This window comes from Methylobacterium sp. D48H (genome assembly GCF_053345715.1).
Window position 1 is genome coordinate 24,909 of sequence record NZ_JBKFAP010000006.1, and the last position, 16,795, is coordinate 41,703.

Below are 16,795 nucleotides of genomic sequence, written 5' to 3' on the forward strand. Positions count from 1 at the left end.
ACGCCCGGTAGATCCCCGCCCTCGCATATCCCCGTCCCAGCGGTGCGCTGCCGTCGCAACCCATCGCCCCCGATGAGAATGAACGTTCATTGACATGAGAATGAACGTTCATTATAAAGGTGAGGCAAACAGGAGCGCGCGATGGCTCTCACACTCGAAGGCCGCTGGTCCCATCTCGATGCCGAGCGTTTCGGTGCCTGCGGCCCGGGCGCCCTCGCCCTCGTCCGCGCCGTCTGCACCCCCGCCAACCTGACCTTCGGCGCCGTCCTGGCCCTCGCCTGGCTGGCCCTGATCAACTGGACGGGCGCCGGCCCGGACGGCTGGCAGGCGCGGATCTGCGCGGACCTGCATCAGGGACCGCAATCCTGCGCCATCGCCAGCCTGGGCAAGGACCAGAGCCGCGTCGCCCCGGTCGCCGTCACGGCGCAGCCGGGATCGTGACCGGCGCGGCGGACAGGGCGGCGGAGGCCCGCGGCAACCCGTCCGCCCGGCGCGCGCACATCCTCGACGCCGCCGAGACCTGCTTCGCGCGCAACGGCTTCCATCGCACCACCATGCAGGACCTTGCCCGCGAGGCCGCGATGAGTCCGGGCAACTTCTACCGCTACTTCGAATCCAAGGAGGCCCTGGTCCTCGGGCTGGTGGAGCGCGAGCGCGAGCGCGGCACGCTCCTGGTCGCCGAGATGGAGGGCAGCGGCGACCCGCGCGGGACGTTGCTGGGCATCATCGCCCGCTACTTCGCGTCGATCACCCGCGAGGCCGCGACTCTGCGGGTGGAGATCTGGTCGGAATCGACCCGCAACACGGACATCGCCGCCATGACGGCGCGGACCGAGGCGGAGAGCCGCGACTGGTTCGTGGCGACCCTGGCGGCGCTCGCCACCGCGCCGGGATGCGATCCGGCCGGGCTCTACGCCCTGCTCGCGCCGCTGATGAAGGGGATCGTCGTCGGCCGGGCCGCGCTGCCCGACTACGACGTCGCCGCGGCGATCGCCCAGCTCCACGCGCTCCTCGACGCCGGGCTCGACGGTCGCCTGCCGGCCCCGCCGCTCGCGGGCCGACACGCCGGCCGCTGATCCCGGCACCGCCGCCGCCGCGCCCTCGGGACGCACCGGCGGCGCGCCGGTCGAACCGCCATCGACGATCGCGCGTCGGACACGGCGCGCGGTACGCCGGCCGGTCCGCGTTTCCCCCCTCGCGCGGGCCGGCCGGTCGTTCTCCCGCGCGATCACGCCCGGTCCCCTGACGGACGCGGCGGCGTGAGTCGGCCCGCGGCCCGGGATTCAGCCGGTTGCGAAGGCCACGCATTACACACTCTGTAGTTGGCATCTTTGAATGATTTCAAAGCATTGCCCTTCAAAGCGTGCCTTCCGCGCCACATCCGGGCAGAGGATGCGCGCGTCACCCGCGGCTTTCCGGATCGGCGTTGAGAAAGGACGGCGTTTGCACTCTAGAAACACCGCACCGCGTCGATACGTCGCTCTTGAGAACGATTTTAAATCATGCACGCCGCCCGGATCGACGCCGTCGATCGCATCAAATACTGCCGGTCGCGCCTGAATATCTGCAGCACCGGACTCGCGACGTCGCTCCTCCTGCTCGCGCCGACGGAGATCCGCGCGCAATCCGACCCGGCCGCCGACGAGGTCGTGCTCTCCGAACTCAGCGTTGCGGGCACGGGCCCGGCCAGCGAGCGGGCCGACGGTCCCGTCGTGGGCTACCGGGCGACGCGCTCGGCGACCGCCACGCGCACCGACACGCCGGTGCGCGACTCGCCGCAATCGATCAACGTCGTGTCCCGCTCGGTGATCACCGACCAGCAGGACCTGCGGCTGACCGATGCCGTGACCAACGTCAGCAACGTGGTTCTCGGCAGCACGGTGCAGGGCCGGTCGCAGAACTACCTGATCCGCGGCTTCTCCACGCAGGTCTTCGCCGTCGACGGCGTGCTGGTCGATCCGGCCATCAACTTCTACCCGGTGACGCGCGACCTCGTGGATGCCGAGCGCGTCGAGGTGATCAAGGGCCCGGCCTCCGTGCTGTTCGGCCGGGGCGATCCCGGCGGCGTCATCAACATCGTGACCCGCCGGCCGACCTTCGAGCCCACGGCCGACGCGAGCGTGCAGGGCGGCAGCTTCGGCTTCCGGCGGTTCCAGGGCTCCGTGTCGAGCGCGCTACCGGCCGTCGAGGGCCTCGCCGCGCGTCTCAGCTTCGCCGCCCAGGAGGATCCGACCTTCCGCAATTACGGCGGCGACACCAACCGGCGCGTCTTCGTGGCGCCGGCCTTCAGCTGGACGCCGAGCGCCGACACCCGGGTCTACGTGAACTCGGAATTCACCAACCAGCACACCCAGTACGACGAGGGGCTGGTGGCCTTCCGCGGCCGCGTCCCGCTCGACAACATCGGCCGGTTCTACGGTGAGCCGTCCTCGCGCTACTTCGGCGCGTTCAACACGATCACCATGCGGGCCGAGCACGACGTCAACGAGAACCTGACGCTCCGGCAGGTCATCGCCGGGCAATGGGGCACGTTCGACGTGTTCGCCGCCCGTGCCCTGTCGGTCAACAATGCCGGCACGCTGCTGAGCCGGCGCGAAGCCACGGTCAATTCGCGCTTCGCCGCGGTCGACAGCCAGACCGAGGCCGTGATGAAGTTCGACACCTTCGGCTTCGCGCATACGGCGCTCCTCGGGTTCGAGTACTCGAACGGCTTCCGCCACGCCTTCTCCCAGCAGGGCAACCTCGCCCCGGTCAGCTTCCTCAACCCGATGTTCGGCGCGGCCTTCCAGCCGCTCCAGTTCCAGGCCGACCTGAAGCAGAAGCTGGAAGTGTTCGGGCTCTACGTCCAGGACCAGATCGTGCTGGCGCCGGGCCTGCAGCTCGTCGTCGGGGCCCGGTTCGATCTCGGCAGCCAGTACTATTTCAACCGCCAGCCGGCCTCGCGGACCCAGCCGCCCGAGCAGACCCTGTTCGGCGCCTCGCCGCGGGTCGGGCTGATCTACCGGCCGTTCGAGCCGCTGACCTTCTACGCGAGCTACGCCACGTCGTTCCTGCCGCAGACCGCCAGCGTGCTGAACGTGGCGAGCCCCCCGCCCAGCACGGGCGAGCAGGTCGAGGCCGGCACCCGGGTCGATCTCACGCCCGGCCTGACCCTGAGCGCGGCCGCCTTCCAGATCGTCCGGGACAACGTCGCGGCCACCGACCCGCGCAATCCCACCTTCTCGGTCATCACCGGCCAGCAGCGGTCGCGGGGTGTCGAGGCCGATCTGGCCGGCGAGATCCTGCCCGGCTGGAGCATCATCGGCAGTGTCGGCCTGATCGACGCGCGGATCACCAAGGACACGACCTTCGCGGTCGGCAACCGGCTCACCGGCGTGCCGGTGTTCAGCGGCAGCCTGTGGACGACCTACGCGTTCCAGGACGGCCCGCTGCGCGGGCTCGGGCTCGGCTTCGGCGTCACCCATGTCGGCCGACGCTACGGCGACCTCGACAACAGTTTCACCGTGGGCGCCTACAACCGGCTCGACGCGCTCGTGTACTACGATTTCGACGCCCACTGGCGCCTGTCGGTGAACATGCGCAACCTGACGAACGCGCGCTACATCGAGGCGCCGACCAACGCGACCAACAACACCCCCGGGGCGCCGTTCACGGTGCTGGCGACGATCACCGCCCGGCTCTGACGGGCGGGCCGCATCGCCCGAGCGGCCGGGCCGTCGCCCCGCCGGAGGCCGCCGTCAGGGGCTCGCCGTGCGGACGGCGCCCGCCGGCGCCCCGGCCGCGACGGTCCTGCGCCGGGCGCCGGCGCGGCGGCGCAGAACGTAGAGCGTCAGGCCGGTCGCCGCGAAGCCCGGCATGGCCAGCGCCGCGAGGCAGAACAGCAGCGCGACGAGGTCGCCGAAGAAGCGGCCGCGATGCACCTCCAGGACGTTGTCCAGGAGGCGCCGGCCCAGCGGCGCGTCGGCGGCCCGCTCGGAGGCCAGCAGCGCGCCCGTGGCGGGATCGTAGCGGATCTCGTTGCGGGCGCTCGGCGCGTCGACGCCCTTCGGCAGCCAGCGGATGCGGATCGCCTTCGTGTCGGCGCCCGGCAGGGTCAGGACCGCCGTCCCGGCCTCCGCGCCGGTCCGCGCCCGGAAATCCGCCCAGGCGCGGTCGACGGCCGCGCCGTCGGCGGCGGGATCGGCCGGTTTTCCGGCGGCCCTGCGGCCGACCGGCTTCGCGGCGTCGGGGGCGCCCGCGAGCAGCCGCGTCGCGCCGTCCTTGAACCACGGGTAGGACCACGTCAGGCCGCTCAGCGCGATGACCAGGTAGACCGGCAGGAGCCAGGTCCCGACCACGGCGTGCAGCGACCACCAGCGCGGCCGGCCGGGCCGCGACAGGGCCGGCTTCAGCCAGATCCGCCAGCGGTGGATCCGGGGCCAACGCAGGTAGAGGCCGGTCGCCAGGAAGGCCAGCAGCGCCAGGGTGCAGGCGCCCGTGACCGTGCGGCCCCAGCCCTTGGACCCGCCGGGCAGCAGCAGCCAGCGGTGCAGGTCCCGCACCGTCGTGAAGGCGCCCTCCAGCCGCACCGGGCCGAGCAGTGCGCCGTCGTAGGGGTCGGCGTAGGCGGCGGGCGGCCGCGCGCGGGTCTCGGGATCGCGGGCGAAGCGGACGTGGACGCTCGCGCGCGGGTCGTCCGACAGGGTCAGCACGTTGGCGACGCGGCCGCCCGCCTGCGCGTCGATCCGCGCCGCCAGCGCCGCGGGGGGCAGCGCCGTCCGCCCGCCGGGCGCGACCTCGAGCCGGTCGCGGTTGGCGAAGGCGGTGACCGCCTCCTCGTAGCTCATCAGCGCCCCGGTCAGGCCCATCAGGGCGAGGACGAGGCCGGCGGTGAGGCCGAGCGCCCAGTGCAGGCGGAAGAGCAGGGTCCGGAGGGAGGGAATCGGCAGCGTCATGGCGGTGCCCGCTGCCTAGCAGAGTCCGGCCACGCTGACGACGCGGCGGGACGCAACGCCGTCCCGCCGGTGAGTCTCAGGTGATCGGCGCGGGGTTGAACAGGGTCAGGTCGTTGAACAGCCCCCACCGGTCCGACCAGGGGCGCTTGCGCCCGCTCGCGACGTCGAGGATCAGGTGGAACAGCTCCCAGCCGACCTCCTCGATCGTCGCCGCGCCTGTGGCGATGCGGCCGGCATCGAGGTCGATCAGGTCGGACCAGCGCTCGGCCAGCTCCGTGCGGGTGGCGACCTTGATCACCGGCGCCTGACTGAGGCCGTAGGGCGTGCCGCGGCCGGTGGAGAACACCTGCAGGGTGATGCCCGAGGCGAGCTGCAGCGTGCCGCAGACGAAGTCGCTCGCCGGCGTCGCGGCGAAGATCAGGCCCCTCTCGCGGACGCGCTCGCCCGGCGCCAGGACCCCGGAGATCGCGCTCGTGCCGGACTTGGCGACCGAGCCCAGCGCCTTCTCGACGATGTTGTTGAGCCCGCCCTTCTTGTTGCCCGGCGACGGGTTGGCCCGGCGGTCGGCCTCGCCCTTGGCGAGGTAGGCGTCGTACCACGCCATCTCGCGGACCAGCGCCGCGGCGACCTCCGGGCTCTTCGCCCGCGGGGTGAGGAGGTGGATCGCGTCGCGCACCTCGGTCACCTCGGAGAACATCACGGTGGCGCCGCAGCGGACCAGTAGGTCGGCCGCGAAGCCGAGCGCCGGGTTGGCGGTGACGCCCGAGAACGCGTCGCTGCCGCCGCATTGCAGGCCGACGACCAGCTCGGAGGCCGGGCAGGTCTCGCGGGTCCGGCGGTTCAGCACCTCCAGGCGGGCCTCCGCCATGGTCAGGATGCTGTCGATCATGGCCGAGAAGCCGCGGTGGCGCTCGTCCTGCAGCCGCACCACCCCGTCGCCGGCCGCTCCGCTGTCGGGCAGGAGCCGCTCCGAGACGAGCTTCTCGCAGCCGAGGCCGACGACCATGACCTCGCCGCCGAAATTCGGGTTCTGCGCGAGGCTCTGGAGCGTCCGGATCGGCACCACCGCCTCGGGAGCGTTGATGGCGACGCCGCAGCCGTAGGCGTGGGTCAGGCCGACCACGTCGTCGACGTTGGGGAAGCGCGGCAGCAGCTCCTGCTTGATCCGCCGGATCGCCACGTCGAGGGTGCCGGCGACGCACTGCACGCTGATCGAGATCGCCAGGATGTTCTTGGTGCCCACCGACCCGTCCGGGTTGCGGTAGCCCTCGAAGGTGTAGCCCTCGAGCGGGGGCAGGGGGGCCGGCACGCGGGTGGCCATCTCCAGGGCGTCGAGGGCGGGGGCGACCGGCGTCGCGACGCGGGATTCCTCCACCCAGGCGCCCCGCGGGATCGGTTGCGTGGCGATGCCCACCACCTCGCCGTAGCGGCGGACCTCGCCGCCCTCCGGGATGTCGGTGAGCGCCACCTTGTGGCCCTGCGGCACGAACTCGACGAGTTCCAGCCCGTCCGGGAAGACCGTGCCGGCCGGCAGCCCGAAGGCGTTGACCACGATCGCGACGTTGTCGCTGTCGCTCAGGCGGATCGTGCGCGGCACGTCGCCGGCGGCCCCTGCGGCCCCCGCGCCGGCCGGGTGCGGGCGGGTCGGGGCTTCGATCTCGGCCTGCATCGGATGCTCCTTCCGTCTCGCGCCCGTCCGGGCTCCTGTCGGGATCAGGCGGCGTCGCCGACCGCGTGGTTCGCCAGGGCCTCCAGGGCCTTCACCATGGCCGAGTGGTCCCAGGCCGCGCCGCCCTGGGCCACGCAGGCCGAGAACAGCTGCTGCGCCAGCGCCGTGGCGGGCAGGCTGAGGCCGAGCGTCCGGGCGTTGTCCAGGGCGAGGTTCAGGTCCTTCTGGTGCAGGCCGATGCGGAAGCCGGGATCGAAGGTCCGCTCGATCATCCGCGCGCCGTGCAGCTCCAGGATCCGCGAGGTGGCCAGCCCGCCGGTGATCGCCTGCCGCACCTTGGCGGGATCGGCGCCGGCCTTCGAGGCGAAGAGCAGCCCCTCGGCCACCGCCTCGATGGTCAGGGCGACGATGATCTGGTTGGCGACCTTGGCCACCTGTCCGGACCCGACCGGGCCGACATGCGTGACCGTCTTGCCCATCGCGGCGAACAGGGGCTCGGCGTGCGCGAAGGTCTCGGCCTCGCCGCCGACCATGATCGAGAGCGCGGCGTTCTTGGCCCCGACCTCGCCGCCCGAGACCGGCGCGTCGAGATAGGCGCCGCCCCGCTCGGCGATCCGGGCGGCGAAATTCTTTGTGGCCAGCGGCGCGATCGAGCTCATGTCGATCACGGTCTTGCCCGAGCTGAGCCCCTCGGCGACCCCATCCGCCCCGAACAGGACCTGCTCCACGTCCGGGGTGTCGGGCAGCATCAGGATGATCGTGTCTGCGCGCTCGGCGACCTCGGCGGCGGTGGCGCAGGCGGTGCCGCCCGCCGCGAGCAGGGCCTCGGGCACGCTGCGCCGGGACTTGAGGAACAGGCTGTGGCCCGCCGCGATCAGGTGTCCGGCCATGGGCGTGCCCATGATGCCGAGGCCGATGAATCCGATGTTCATGGGTACGATCCCGTTGCGGAACTCAGGCGCGGAAGCGGGCGGCGAGCGCCTCGGAGCTGCGGGCGAGCAGCCCCATGTCGGAGCCCACCGCGGTGAAGCGGGTGCCGGCCGCGATGTAGCGGCGGGCCAGCTCCTCGCTCGGCGTGAGGATGCCGGCCTGCTTGCTGGCCCGGACGATCCGGGCGACCGCCGCCTCGATGGTGGCGACCACCTCCGGGTGGCCCTGCTGGCCGACATAGCCGAGGCTGGTGGAGAGGTCGCCGGGCCCGATGAACACGCCGTCCACGCCCTCCACGGCGGCGATCGCGTCCAGATTGTCGAGGGCGCGGCGGGACTCGACCTGCACCGCCACGAAGATCTCGGCCTCGCAGCGGGTGTGGTAGTCCTTGATCCGGCCGAACCGAGCGGCGCGGGGCGCCTGCGAGAAGCCGCGGATGCCGCGGGGCGCGTAGCGCGTCGCCGCGACCACCCGGGCGGCCTGCGCGGCGTCGTCGATGTTGGGGATCATCAGCGACTGCGCGCCGGCGTCGAGGACGCGCTTGATGGTGATCGGGTCGTCGCTCGGCACCCGCACCATCGGGTGCGTGTCGCCCTCCATCATCGCCTGGAGCTGGGCGTAGATGTCCCGGAGGTCGTTGGCCGAGTGCTCCATGTCGAGGAGCAGCCAGTCGAACCCGGCCCCGGCGACCACCTCGGTGGAGATGGGACTGGCGAGGCTGCACCACAGGCCGATCTGCTGGCGCCCCTCGGAGAGCGCCGCCTTGAAGCGGTTGGTGAGGCTGTCCATCACGATCCTCCCTGGGGGCGTCGCGGCGTCTGCGCGCCGTCCGCCCCATCACGCGCAGCCTTCCGCCGCGAGGTCAAAGCCAAACACTGGATCGATCGATGCGGATCGCGCATCGATCGACCGTGCGGGCTCACGCGGGCGGCATCTCCGCCACGATCGAGACCAGCTGGGCGATGAGCGGGTCGTCCGCGTCGCGCCGCCACGCGAGGAGGAGCTCCACGGGGCGCGGCGCCGGCAGGGCGAGGGGGCGGAACACCACGCCCTCGAAGCGCAGGCGCTCGGCGGCGGCCGGCACCAGGGCGATGCCGAGCGCCGCCCGGACGAGGGCCAGGATCGAGTGGATCTGCGTGAGCTGCTGGACTATCGGCGGCCGGATCTCGGCCTCCGCGACGAGGCCGAGGACGAGATCGTGGAAGTAGCGCGCCTCGTTGGGCGCGTAGCCGATGAGCGGCTCGCGCCCGAGATCGGCGGGGGTGAGCCCGTCGCGCAGGGCCAGGGGGTTCCCGGCCGGCAGGGCCACCACCAGGGGCTCGGCCAGCGCCCGGACGGCGATCAGGTCCGGGTGCGTCACGGGCGGGCGCACCAGCGCGGCGTCGATCCGGCCGGCGAGCAGCTCCTCGATCTGGTCCTTGCTGACCATCTCGCGCAGCGCGAGCGTCACGTCCGGCAGCGCCCGCCGGAACGCGGTGACGAGGCGGGGCAGGAAGTCGTAGGCCGAGGCCGCCGTGAAGCCGAACTTGAGGACGCCCGCGCGCCCCGCCGCGACCTGCCGGGTGACGTGGGTCGCGGTCTCGGCGAGCCGCAGGATGCGCTGCGCCTCGGGCAGGAAGCTGCGACCGGCGGCGGTCAGCCGGACCGTGCGGCTGGTGCGCTCCAGGAGCTGCACGTCGAGGACGCGCTCCAGGACCTGGATCTGCCGCGACAGCGGCGGCTGCGTCATGTTCAGCCGGGCGGCCGCACGCCCGAAATGCAGCTCCTCCGCCACGGCGGCGAAGCACCGGAGCTGGCTGAAGTCGAACATGAAGGCTCCCTCTCCCGGACCGCGGCGCAGTCGGGCGGGAGCATAAGGCCTTCGCGGCGGCCACGTTGAGATCGCCGCCCTCATCCAATTAGGTAAGGCGGCGGCCTCCGGGCCCGACCGGCCTACGGGGTCACCTCGTGCCCGGCATAGTCGATCCGGCCGTCCGGCCCCTTGGTCCACTCGTAGATGACGTAGTCGGGGCGGGTGAGATCGCCCTTCCCGTCGTAGGCGATCGGCCCGACCACCGTGTCCACCGGCTGGCCCCGGTGCAGCCAGTCGGCGAGCGCCTTGCCGTCGCTGGAGCCGGTCTCGGCCATCGCCTTGGCCAGGACCTGCACGGCCGCGTAGGCGTAGAGCGTGTAGGCCTCGGGATCGATGCCCCGGGCGTTGAACGCCGCCACCACGCCCCTGGCGTTCGGGTTCTTGCGGGCGTCCGGCGCGAAGGTCATCAGGGTCCCGGCCGCGCCCGGGCCGGCGATCTGGACGAATTCCTTGTCGGGGATGGCGTCGCCGCTCATCATGCGGGCGGCGAGGCCCTGATCGCGCATCTGCCGGATGATCAGCCCGGCCTCGGTGTGCACGCCGCCGAAATAGACGACGTCGACGTTGGCGGACTTCATCTTGGAGACGAGCGCCGCGTAATCCTTCTCGCCCGGGTTGATGCCCTCGAACAGCACCTCCTTGCCGCCCTTGGCCTTGAAGGCCTTCAGCGTCTCGTCGGCCAGCCCCTTGCCGTAGGGCGTCTTGTCGTGGACGAAGGCGATCTTCCTGCCCGGGAAGTGCGCGGCCAGGTAGCTGCCCGCCACCGCGCCCTGCTGGTCGTCGCGGCTGCAGGTGCGGAACGTGTTCCACATGCCGCGCTCGGTGAACTTCACGCTCGTGGAGGCCGGCGTGACCTGGATGATGCCGGCGTCGAGGTAGACGTCGGAGGCCGGGATCGTGACGCCGGAATTGTAGTCGCCGACGACCATCTTCACGCCGTCGCTGGCGAACTTGTTGGCCACCGAGACGCCCTGCTTCGGGTCGGAGGCGTCGTCGCCGACCGTGACGGCCAGCGTCGTGCCCTTCAGCGTGCCGGCCCTGTTGATGTCCTCCACCGCCTGGCTCACGCCGTTCCGGATCTGGGCGCCGAAAGCCGCGTTCGGCCCGGTCATGGGCGCGGCGACGCCGATCTTCACCGGCGTGCCGCCCTCCTGACCTTGCGCCGCGGTCATGAACAGCAGCCCGGCCAGGCCGGCCATCAGTAGTCGCGTCATCTTTCCCCCAAGATGTGGCCGGACAGATCGCCGACGAACGCTGAATTCGGATAGATCAACGCGGATCCCCGCGCGTCGAGTCGCAGATCACCCGGCGCGATCCTGTCGCTCACCTTCACTGGGGTCAAGGTTTGGGGGCGGGCCGAGACGGTCACCGGCGCGGGCGCGCGATCGGCCGGCGGGCGCTCACGGAGCCGTGCGGCGGCCCGAAGGCCCGACGGGTCGGGATGGCGCCGATGATGCATCGGGCCGGCGCATCCGCAGCAACCCGCCGTGACCGATGACCGCCTTCCGTCCCCGCCGCCCCCCCAGCCCCGGCCGACCGGGCCCGCGTCCGGGACGCGGCTGATGGGGCCGCGCGCGGACGAGGATCGGGACGGGGATCGGGGCGAGGGTCGAGACGCGTCGGTGGACTGGGCCGAGCGCCGCCGGATCGCCGAGCAGGGCCGGGGCGACCGGGCGTGGTCGCTCTGGGGCCCCTATCTCAGCGAGCGGCAATGGGGGACCGTGCGGGAGGATTACAGCCCCTGCGGCAACGCCTGGGCCGCCCTGACGCACGAGGACGCCCGCTCGCGCGCCTATCGCTGGGGCGAGGACGGGCTGGCCGGCATCTGCGACGAGCGCGGCAACCTGTGCCTGGCCCTCGCACTCTGGAACGGGCGCGACCGCATCCTCAAGGAGCGGCTGTTCGGCCTGACCAACCAGGAGGGCAACCACGGCGAGGACGTGAAGGAGGTCTACCACTACCTCGACGCGGTCCCGAGCCACGCCTACCTGAAGATGCTGTACCGCTACCCGCAGGCGGCCTTCCCCTACGCGGACCTCGTCGACGAGAACGGGCGGCGCGGGCGGGAGCAGCCCGAGTACGAGATCGAGGAGACGGGCGTCTTCGACGGGGACCGGTTCTTCGACGTCACCGTGGAGTACGCCAAGGCCGACGCCGACGACGTCCACGCGGTGATCACCGCGCTGAACCGGGGGCCCGAGCCCGCCGACCTCCACCTCGTCCCGCAGCTCTGGTTCCGCAACACGTGGTCGTGGGAGGCCGGGCAGGCGCGCCCGCGGATCGCCCGCGCGCCCGACGGGGGCGCCGTCTGCACCCACGAGCGGCTCGGGCCGTACCGGCTCGCCTTCGACGGGGCGCCGGACCTGCTGTTCTGCGAGAACGACACCAACCTGCGGCGGCACGGCGGGCAGCCGGACGCCGCGGGGCCGTTCAAGGACGGTCTCCACGCGGCGATCGTCGACGGCGATCCCGCTTCGGTGCGCCGGGACGCGGGCACCAAGCTCGGCCTGCACTACGCGCTGCGGCTGGCGCCCGGGGCGACCGCCCGGATCCGCCTGCGGCTGTCGGCGGGCCTGCGCGCCCGGGCCGTCGACGACGGGTCCCTGGTCCGCCGCCGGGTGGCCGAGGCGGACGCGTTCTACGAGGAATTGCAGGACGGCATCGCGAGCGCGGAGTCCCGCGCGATCTTCCGCCAGGCCGCCGCCGGCCTGATCTGGTCGAAGCAGCTCTACAGCTACGACGTGCGGCGCTGGCTGGAGGGCGACCCGCTCCAGCTGCCGCCGCCCCGGGGGCGCGCGGGCGGCCGCAACGGCCAGTGGCGCCACTTCGCGGCGGCCGACGTGCTGTCGATGCCCGACACCTGGGAATATCCCTGGTTCGCCGCCTGGGACCTCGCCTTCCACTGCCTGCCGCTCGCCCTGCTGGACCCGGACTTCGCCAAGAAGCAGCTCCTGCTGCTCACCCGCGAATGGTACATGCACCCGAACGGCCAGCTCCCGGCCTACGAGTGGGAGTTCGGCGACGCCAACCCGCCGGTCCACGCCTGGGCCACCTACCGGGTGTTCGAGATCGACCGGGACCGGCGGGGCGGGCGCGGCGACCTCGCCTTCCTGGAAGGCGTGTTCCACAAGCTCCTGATCAACTTCTCCTGGTGGGTGAACCGCAAGGATGCGCAGGGCCGCAACGTGTTCCAGGGGGGCTTCCTGGGGCTCGACAATGTCGGCGTGTTCGACCGCTCGCGCCCGCCCCCGGGCTTCGGGGTGGTGCACCAAGCCGACGGCACCGCCTGGATGGCGATGTACGCGCTCACCATGATGCGCATCGCCCTGGAGCTCGCCCTCCACAACGACGTCTACGAGAGCACCGCCTCCAAGTTCTTCGAGCACTTCCTGCTGATCGCCGAGGCCATGACCGACATGGGCGGGTCGGGCGGGGACGGGCAGGGCTACGGCCTGTGGGACGAGATAGACGAATTCTACTACGACGAGGTCGACATCCCCGGCGGCGGGATGCTCCCCTTGCGGGTCCGCTCCATGGTCGGGCTGGTCCCGCTCTTCGCCGTCGAGGTGATCGAGCCCTCCGTGCTCCACCGGCTGCCGGACTTCGCCCGGCGCCTGAACTGGGTGCTGGAGAACCGGCCCCACCTCGCCCGCTTGGTCTCCCGCTGGACCGAGGGGGGCGTGAAGGACCGCAAGCTGCTGTCGCTGCTGCGCGGCCACCGGATGAAGGCGCTGCTGCGCCGCATGCTCGACGAGGCCGAGTTCCTCTCGCCCTACGGCGTGCGCTCCCTGTCGAAGGTGCACCGCTACGCGCCCTACGTGCTCAACGAGCTCGGCGCCTCCTTCACGGTCCGGTACGACCCGGCCGATTCCACCTCGAACATGTTCGGCGGCAACTCGAACTGGCGCGGCCCGGTCTGGATGCCGATGAACTTCCTCATCGTCGAGGCTCTGCGGCGCTTCCACACCTATTACGGCGACGACTTCCTAGTGGAGTACCCGACGGGCTCGGGCGCGATGCTGACGCTCAGCGCCATCGCGGACGCCCTCGAGGACCGCCTGATCGCGCTGTTCGCCAAGGACGGGACCGGGCGCCGGCCGGCCTTCGGGACCCGGCCGCCGATCGCCCCGGCGCCGGGTGCCGAGGAGGCGCTGCTGTTCCACGAGTTCTTCGACGGGGATACGGGGCGGGGCCTCGGCGCCGCGCACCAGACCGGCTGGACGGCCCTGATCATCAACCTGCTGCGCGACCGGGCACGCCCGCGATAGGCGCGCCCGGCCGGGAGCCGGCCGATCCGGTCAGCAGCTCAGCCGCCGGCCCTCGCGACGCCCGAACACTTTGTAGTGGGCGGCGCCCGATTCCATCTGGCCGTTGGCCACGGCGCGGCGGACATCCGGGTTGCAGCGCAGGTACTCGCGCTCGTCGAACCCGTAATTGGCGCGGCCGCGGTAATCGTCCCGGTCGCGGTAGCCGCGGTCCCGGTACTCGTAATCGCCGCGGTCGCGGTAGCCCCGGCCGCCGTAATCGTCGTAGTCGGGGCGCGGCTGCGCGGAGACCGGGCCGACCACGCCCAGAATGCCGAGGCTCACCGCGGCCGCTGCCAGAATCGCCTTCATCGTACCAATCCTCCCTTGTCGGTGGCCAGAAACGCGTCGGGGCGCGGATGGTTCGATCGCCTCGGACGTGGCACCCCCGGCCAGCTCGAGCCCAGCACGGGCTCAGCCCCCGCGATGCGGGAAGCCCGCCTCGCGGCTCTGCCCCGGCCCGCGCCGGGGCGGGCACCGCCCCGGCGCGGACGCGCGTCACATGCGGCGCATCATCTCGCGACGCATCTCGCGGTGGCGCATCTCGCGGCGCATCTCCCGATGCATCATGTGGCGCTCCATCCGGTGGCGCATCATCCGGCGCTCCATGCGACGGCGCATCATGTGGCGCTCGACGGGATCCATCTGGACCGTCGAGACCATGCCGGCGGGCGCCGACACGCCCGTGCCGGGGCCGATCGGCGCGGCGGAGGCCGGGCTCGCGACGGCGGAACCGAGGGCCGCCAGCAGGGCGGCGGCAATGATCGTTGAACGCACGTGAGGTTTCCTCTCTCGCCGCCCGGGAAGACGGGCGGGCGTATCCAGGGGACTCGCGGCCGGATCCGCCCGCAATCCCGCCCAGGAAGGCTCGGGCCGCCCGGATGGTTCCCCGGACCGGGCCGCCCCGCCAGGAACGCGCCGGAGCGGTATCGCGACGGGCATCGCGTCGGGCCGGCGGCCCGGCCCCGTGGCCGCCCTGGGTTGGACCGGGCAGGGCGCAGGTGATGCACGAACGCATCACCCGGCCGCAAAAGCGAACGGAACCAAGCCGCGGCACGACCGAAGATCAGAGCAACATCTCCGCTGACAATGACTCGAATAGGCCATCAAGATAATAAGTCTGCAAAATCCGCGTATTTGGTAAAATACACTTCTCGCATCAACAATTGTATATCTAGTCAAATTTGATGAGATAGGTCGAAAATTTACGCTTCAGAATCGAGACATCACGACCTAATCATAAGAGCGCATCATGCGAACCGCGCGAGATCAGCAGAAGCTCCACTTCGGCATCCGAATCCTTACCGACGAAGAGACCTTGACGCTCATGCCTTCGACGACGCGCGGCGGGGGACACTACATGTACCGCATCTCGAGTTCTGGACTTCTCCTGTGCCTGCTGTCGCAGACCGCGATGGCGGCGGACCTCCCGCGGCGGGCCCTTCCGCCGGCGGCGACGGCCGTGCCGATCTTCTCCTGGACCGGAGCGCATGCCGGCCTGTTCGCCGGTTACGGGACCCTCGATCGGGCCACGCAGTTCGTCTGCACAGGTCCGGACGGGCAGCCCGGAGCCCGGAACTGCCCGGTCATTCCATCGAAGCGGGCCTCGGACGGGAGCTTCGTCGGCGGCGCCGAGGTCGGCTACGATTGGCAGGTGAATTCCGGCTTCGTCGCCGGCGCCGCCGCGGATTACCAATTCACCCGGCTGTGGGGCTACGATCGCCGCGAGGGCGCTTTTCCGGCCGCGGGCGGCGGCTTCTATCGCCGCAGCGTCGCCCATTCCGGCCAGAGGCTGGACGAACTCGCCACCCTGCGCGGCAGGATCGGCTTCGCCGTCGATCGCACCCTCGTCTACGCCACGGGCGGCCTCGCCGCGGGCACGGTCCGGACCGACAACAACCTGTCGTTGGCCGGTTTCCCGCTGTTCGACGGGCGCCAGGGCGCGGTGCGCCTGGGCTACGTGGCCGGCGCCGGCATCGAGCACGCCTTCAGCGAGCACCTCTCCGCCAAGGTCGAGGGTCTCTACTACGATCTCGGCTCCCGGGCGGTCCTCCCGGCTCCGTCGTACCCCGTGCTGACCGGCTACCACGCCGGCACGCGGGTCGCGACGGACGGCTTCCTGGCCCGCGTCGGCCTCAACTACCGGTTCGGAGCCGGGCTTCCCACCCTGGCCCCGATCGCGTCGGCAGGCCCGGCCACCTGGGATTTCGAGGGCGGCCTGCGCTACTTCTTCAGCTCCGGGACACCGCGCGAGAAGCTCGGCGACCCCGACGCGCCCGGCCAGCTCAATTCGCGCCTGACCTACAACAACACCCAGGCGCATGCCGGCGAGAGCTTCGCACGGCTCGAGCACAACCCCACCGGCCTGTTCGCCAAGGGCTTCCTCGGCTCGGGCGGCGTCACCGGCGGCCGCCTCGCCGACGAGGACTTCCCGCCCGCCCTGCGCCGCTATTCGAAGACGCTGTCGCCGATCAAGGACGGCGACATCGGCTACGGCGTGATCGATCTCGGCTACGACGTGCTGCGCCGGGACGGGTACAAGCTCGGCGGCTTCCTCGGCTACCAGTTCGCGTCCGAACTGTACAACGGCTACGGCTGCCGTCAGGTGGCGGGCGGGACTCCCTGCGCCAGACCCTACCCGACCAGCATGAAGACGCTGGGCGAGAGCATGCAGTGGAACGCGCTGCGCGTCGGCGTGATCGGCGAAGCGCGGTTCGACCGGGTCCGGCTGAGCCTGGAAGGCGCCTACCTGCCGGTCGTGAGCCTGAGCGGCGTCGACCGGCACTGGCTGCGGCCCGATATCAATCCGGGGCCGGAAGGCGGCCGCGGCGACGGCTACTTCCTGGAGGGGATCATCTCGTACGACCTGACGCCGTCCGTCAGCGTCGGCGTCGGCGGCCGCTACTGGCAGCTCCAGGCCGACAAGGCGCACACGACGGCCTTCCCGTTCTCGCCGCCCAGCCCGATGAAGTTCGAGACCGGTCGCTACGGCGGCTTCGCGCAGCTCTCCTACCGGCTGGCCGATTTCGGCTTCGGCGAGACAGGCGCTCCGGCGGCCCCGATCCGCAAGGACTGATCCAGCCGCCACGCCGCGCCCGAACGCGGG

At 71.6% G+C, this 16,795-nt stretch carries 13 protein-coding genes; 5 read left to right on the forward strand and 8 right to left on the reverse strand.

Annotated features, from left to right (window positions below):
• Positions 1-141: 141 nt before the first annotated feature.
• The 3 genes from ACLBX8_RS13120 to ACLBX8_RS13130 all read left to right on the forward strand — a co-directional run bounded on the left by ACLBX8_RS13120 (position 142) and on the right by ACLBX8_RS13130 (position 3,683).
• Positions 142-441 carry a hypothetical protein gene (locus ACLBX8_RS13120; protein WP_447715284.1) on the forward strand — a complete coding sequence of 100 codons (300 nt, stop codon included), beginning with the start codon at positions 142-144 and terminating at the stop codon, positions 439-441.
• Positions 438-1,076, forward strand: coding sequence for a TetR/AcrR family transcriptional regulator (locus tag ACLBX8_RS13125; RefSeq protein WP_447715285.1), 639 nt, complete (start codon positions 438-440; stop codon positions 1,074-1,076). The genes ACLBX8_RS13120 and ACLBX8_RS13125 overlap by 4 nt, the downstream gene beginning before the upstream one ends.
• Before the next feature lie 426 nt (positions 1,077-1,502).
• Positions 1,503-3,683: a TonB-dependent siderophore receptor gene (locus ACLBX8_RS13130; RefSeq protein ID WP_100252069.1), complete on the forward strand. Its 2,181-nt coding sequence runs from the start codon at positions 1,503-1,505 to the stop codon at positions 3,681-3,683.
• Between the two features lie 54 nt (positions 3,684-3,737).
• On the opposite strand, the gene ACLBX8_RS13135 is transcribed toward ACLBX8_RS13130, so the two are convergent.
• From ACLBX8_RS13135 to ACLBX8_RS13160, 6 genes are all read right to left on the reverse strand, one after another.
• On the reverse strand, positions 3,738-4,934 hold the full coding sequence (locus ACLBX8_RS13135) for a PepSY-associated TM helix domain-containing protein (protein WP_447715286.1): 1,197 nt from the start codon (positions 4,932-4,934) through the stop codon (positions 3,738-3,740).
• 76 nt (positions 4,935-5,010) lie between these two features.
• Entirely contained in the window at positions 5,011-6,603 is a 1,593-nt protein-coding gene (garD, locus tag ACLBX8_RS13140) for a galactarate dehydratase (RefSeq protein WP_447699530.1), read from the reverse strand.
• Positions 6,604-6,647: 44 nt separating this feature from the next.
• Positions 6,648-7,535 carry a 2-hydroxy-3-oxopropionate reductase gene (locus ACLBX8_RS13145; protein ID WP_447699531.1) on the reverse strand — a complete coding sequence of 296 codons (888 nt, stop codon included), beginning with the start codon at positions 7,533-7,535 and terminating at the stop codon, positions 6,648-6,650.
• 22 nt (positions 7,536-7,557) lie between these two features.
• Positions 7,558-8,322 (reverse strand): HpcH/HpaI aldolase family protein, encoded by a 765-nt coding sequence (locus ACLBX8_RS13150; RefSeq protein ID WP_447699532.1) that lies wholly within the window; start codon positions 8,320-8,322, stop codon positions 7,558-7,560.
• A 130-nt stretch (positions 8,323-8,452) separates the two neighbouring features.
• Positions 8,453-9,343 (reverse strand): LysR family transcriptional regulator, encoded by an 891-nt coding sequence (locus ACLBX8_RS13155; protein WP_447699533.1) that lies wholly within the window; start codon positions 9,341-9,343, stop codon positions 8,453-8,455.
• 122 nt (positions 9,344-9,465) lie between these two features.
• The gene (locus ACLBX8_RS13160; protein ID WP_447699534.1) at positions 9,466-10,599 is read right to left on the reverse strand and encodes a branched-chain amino acid ABC transporter substrate-binding protein; all 1,134 of its coding nucleotides are present in this window, start codon (positions 10,597-10,599) and stop codon (positions 9,466-9,468) included.
• Between the two features lie 348 nt (positions 10,600-10,947).
• Here ACLBX8_RS13160 and ACLBX8_RS13165 point away from each other — a divergent pair, with 348 nt between their 5' ends.
• On the forward strand, positions 10,948-13,653 hold the full coding sequence (locus ACLBX8_RS13165; RefSeq protein ID WP_447699535.1) for an MGH1-like glycoside hydrolase domain-containing protein: 2,706 nt from the start codon (positions 10,948-10,950) through the stop codon (positions 13,651-13,653).
• A gap of 30 nt (positions 13,654-13,683) precedes the next feature.
• Here the strand turns inward: ACLBX8_RS13165 and ACLBX8_RS13170 are convergent, their stop codons facing one another.
• Both ACLBX8_RS13170 and ACLBX8_RS13175 read right to left on the reverse strand, forming a co-directional pair.
• The gene (locus ACLBX8_RS13170; RefSeq protein WP_447699536.1) at positions 13,684-14,001 is read right to left on the reverse strand and encodes a hypothetical protein; all 318 of its coding nucleotides are present in this window, start codon (positions 13,999-14,001) and stop codon (positions 13,684-13,686) included.
• 186 nt (positions 14,002-14,187) lie between these two features.
• Positions 14,188-14,466, reverse strand: coding sequence for a hypothetical protein (locus tag ACLBX8_RS13175; protein ID WP_427509520.1), 279 nt, complete (start codon positions 14,464-14,466; stop codon positions 14,188-14,190).
• Between the two features lie 550 nt (positions 14,467-15,016).
• Here ACLBX8_RS13175 and ACLBX8_RS13180 point away from each other — a divergent pair.
• Positions 15,017-16,765, forward strand: a complete 1,749-nt coding sequence (locus ACLBX8_RS13180; protein ID WP_447699537.1) for an outer membrane beta-barrel protein — start codon at positions 15,017-15,019, stop codon at positions 16,763-16,765.
• Positions 16,766-16,795: the final 30 nt, after the last annotated feature.

Excerpts from the sequence above, each read along its gene's own strand:
- ACLBX8_RS13120 (WP_447715284.1), top strand. The coding sequence starts at position 142 with ATGGCTCTCACACTCGAAGGCCGCTGGTCCCATCTCGATGCCGAGCGT.
- ACLBX8_RS13130 (WP_100252069.1), top strand. The coding sequence starts at position 1,503 with ATGCACGCCGCCCGGATCGACGCCGTCGATCGCATCAAATACTGCCGG.
- ACLBX8_RS13135 (WP_447715286.1), bottom strand. The coding sequence starts at position 4,934 with ATGACGCTGCCGATTCCCTCCCTCCGGACCCTGCTCTTCCGCCTGCAC.
- garD (WP_447699530.1), bottom strand. The coding sequence starts at position 6,603 with ATGCAGGCCGAGATCGAAGCCCCGACCCGCCCGCACCCGGCCGGCGCG.
- ACLBX8_RS13145 (WP_447699531.1), bottom strand. The coding sequence starts at position 7,535 with ATGAACATCGGATTCATCGGCCTCGGCATCATGGGCACGCCCATGGCC.
- ACLBX8_RS13150 (WP_447699532.1), bottom strand. The coding sequence starts at position 8,322 with ATGGACAGCCTCACCAACCGCTTCAAGGCGGCGCTCTCCGAGGGGCGC.
- ACLBX8_RS13155 (WP_447699533.1), bottom strand. The coding sequence starts at position 9,343 with ATGTTCGACTTCAGCCAGCTCCGGTGCTTCGCCGCCGTGGCGGAGGAG.
- ACLBX8_RS13160 (WP_447699534.1), bottom strand. The coding sequence starts at position 10,599 with ATGACGCGACTACTGATGGCCGGCCTGGCCGGGCTGCTGTTCATGACC.
- ACLBX8_RS13165 (WP_447699535.1), top strand. The coding sequence starts at position 10,948 with ATGGGGCCGCGCGCGGACGAGGATCGGGACGGGGATCGGGGCGAGGGT.
- ACLBX8_RS13170 (WP_447699536.1), bottom strand. The coding sequence starts at position 14,001 with ATGAAGGCGATTCTGGCAGCGGCCGCGGTGAGCCTCGGCATTCTGGGC.
- ACLBX8_RS13180 (WP_447699537.1), top strand. The coding sequence starts at position 15,017 with ATGCCTTCGACGACGCGCGGCGGGGGACACTACATGTACCGCATCTCG.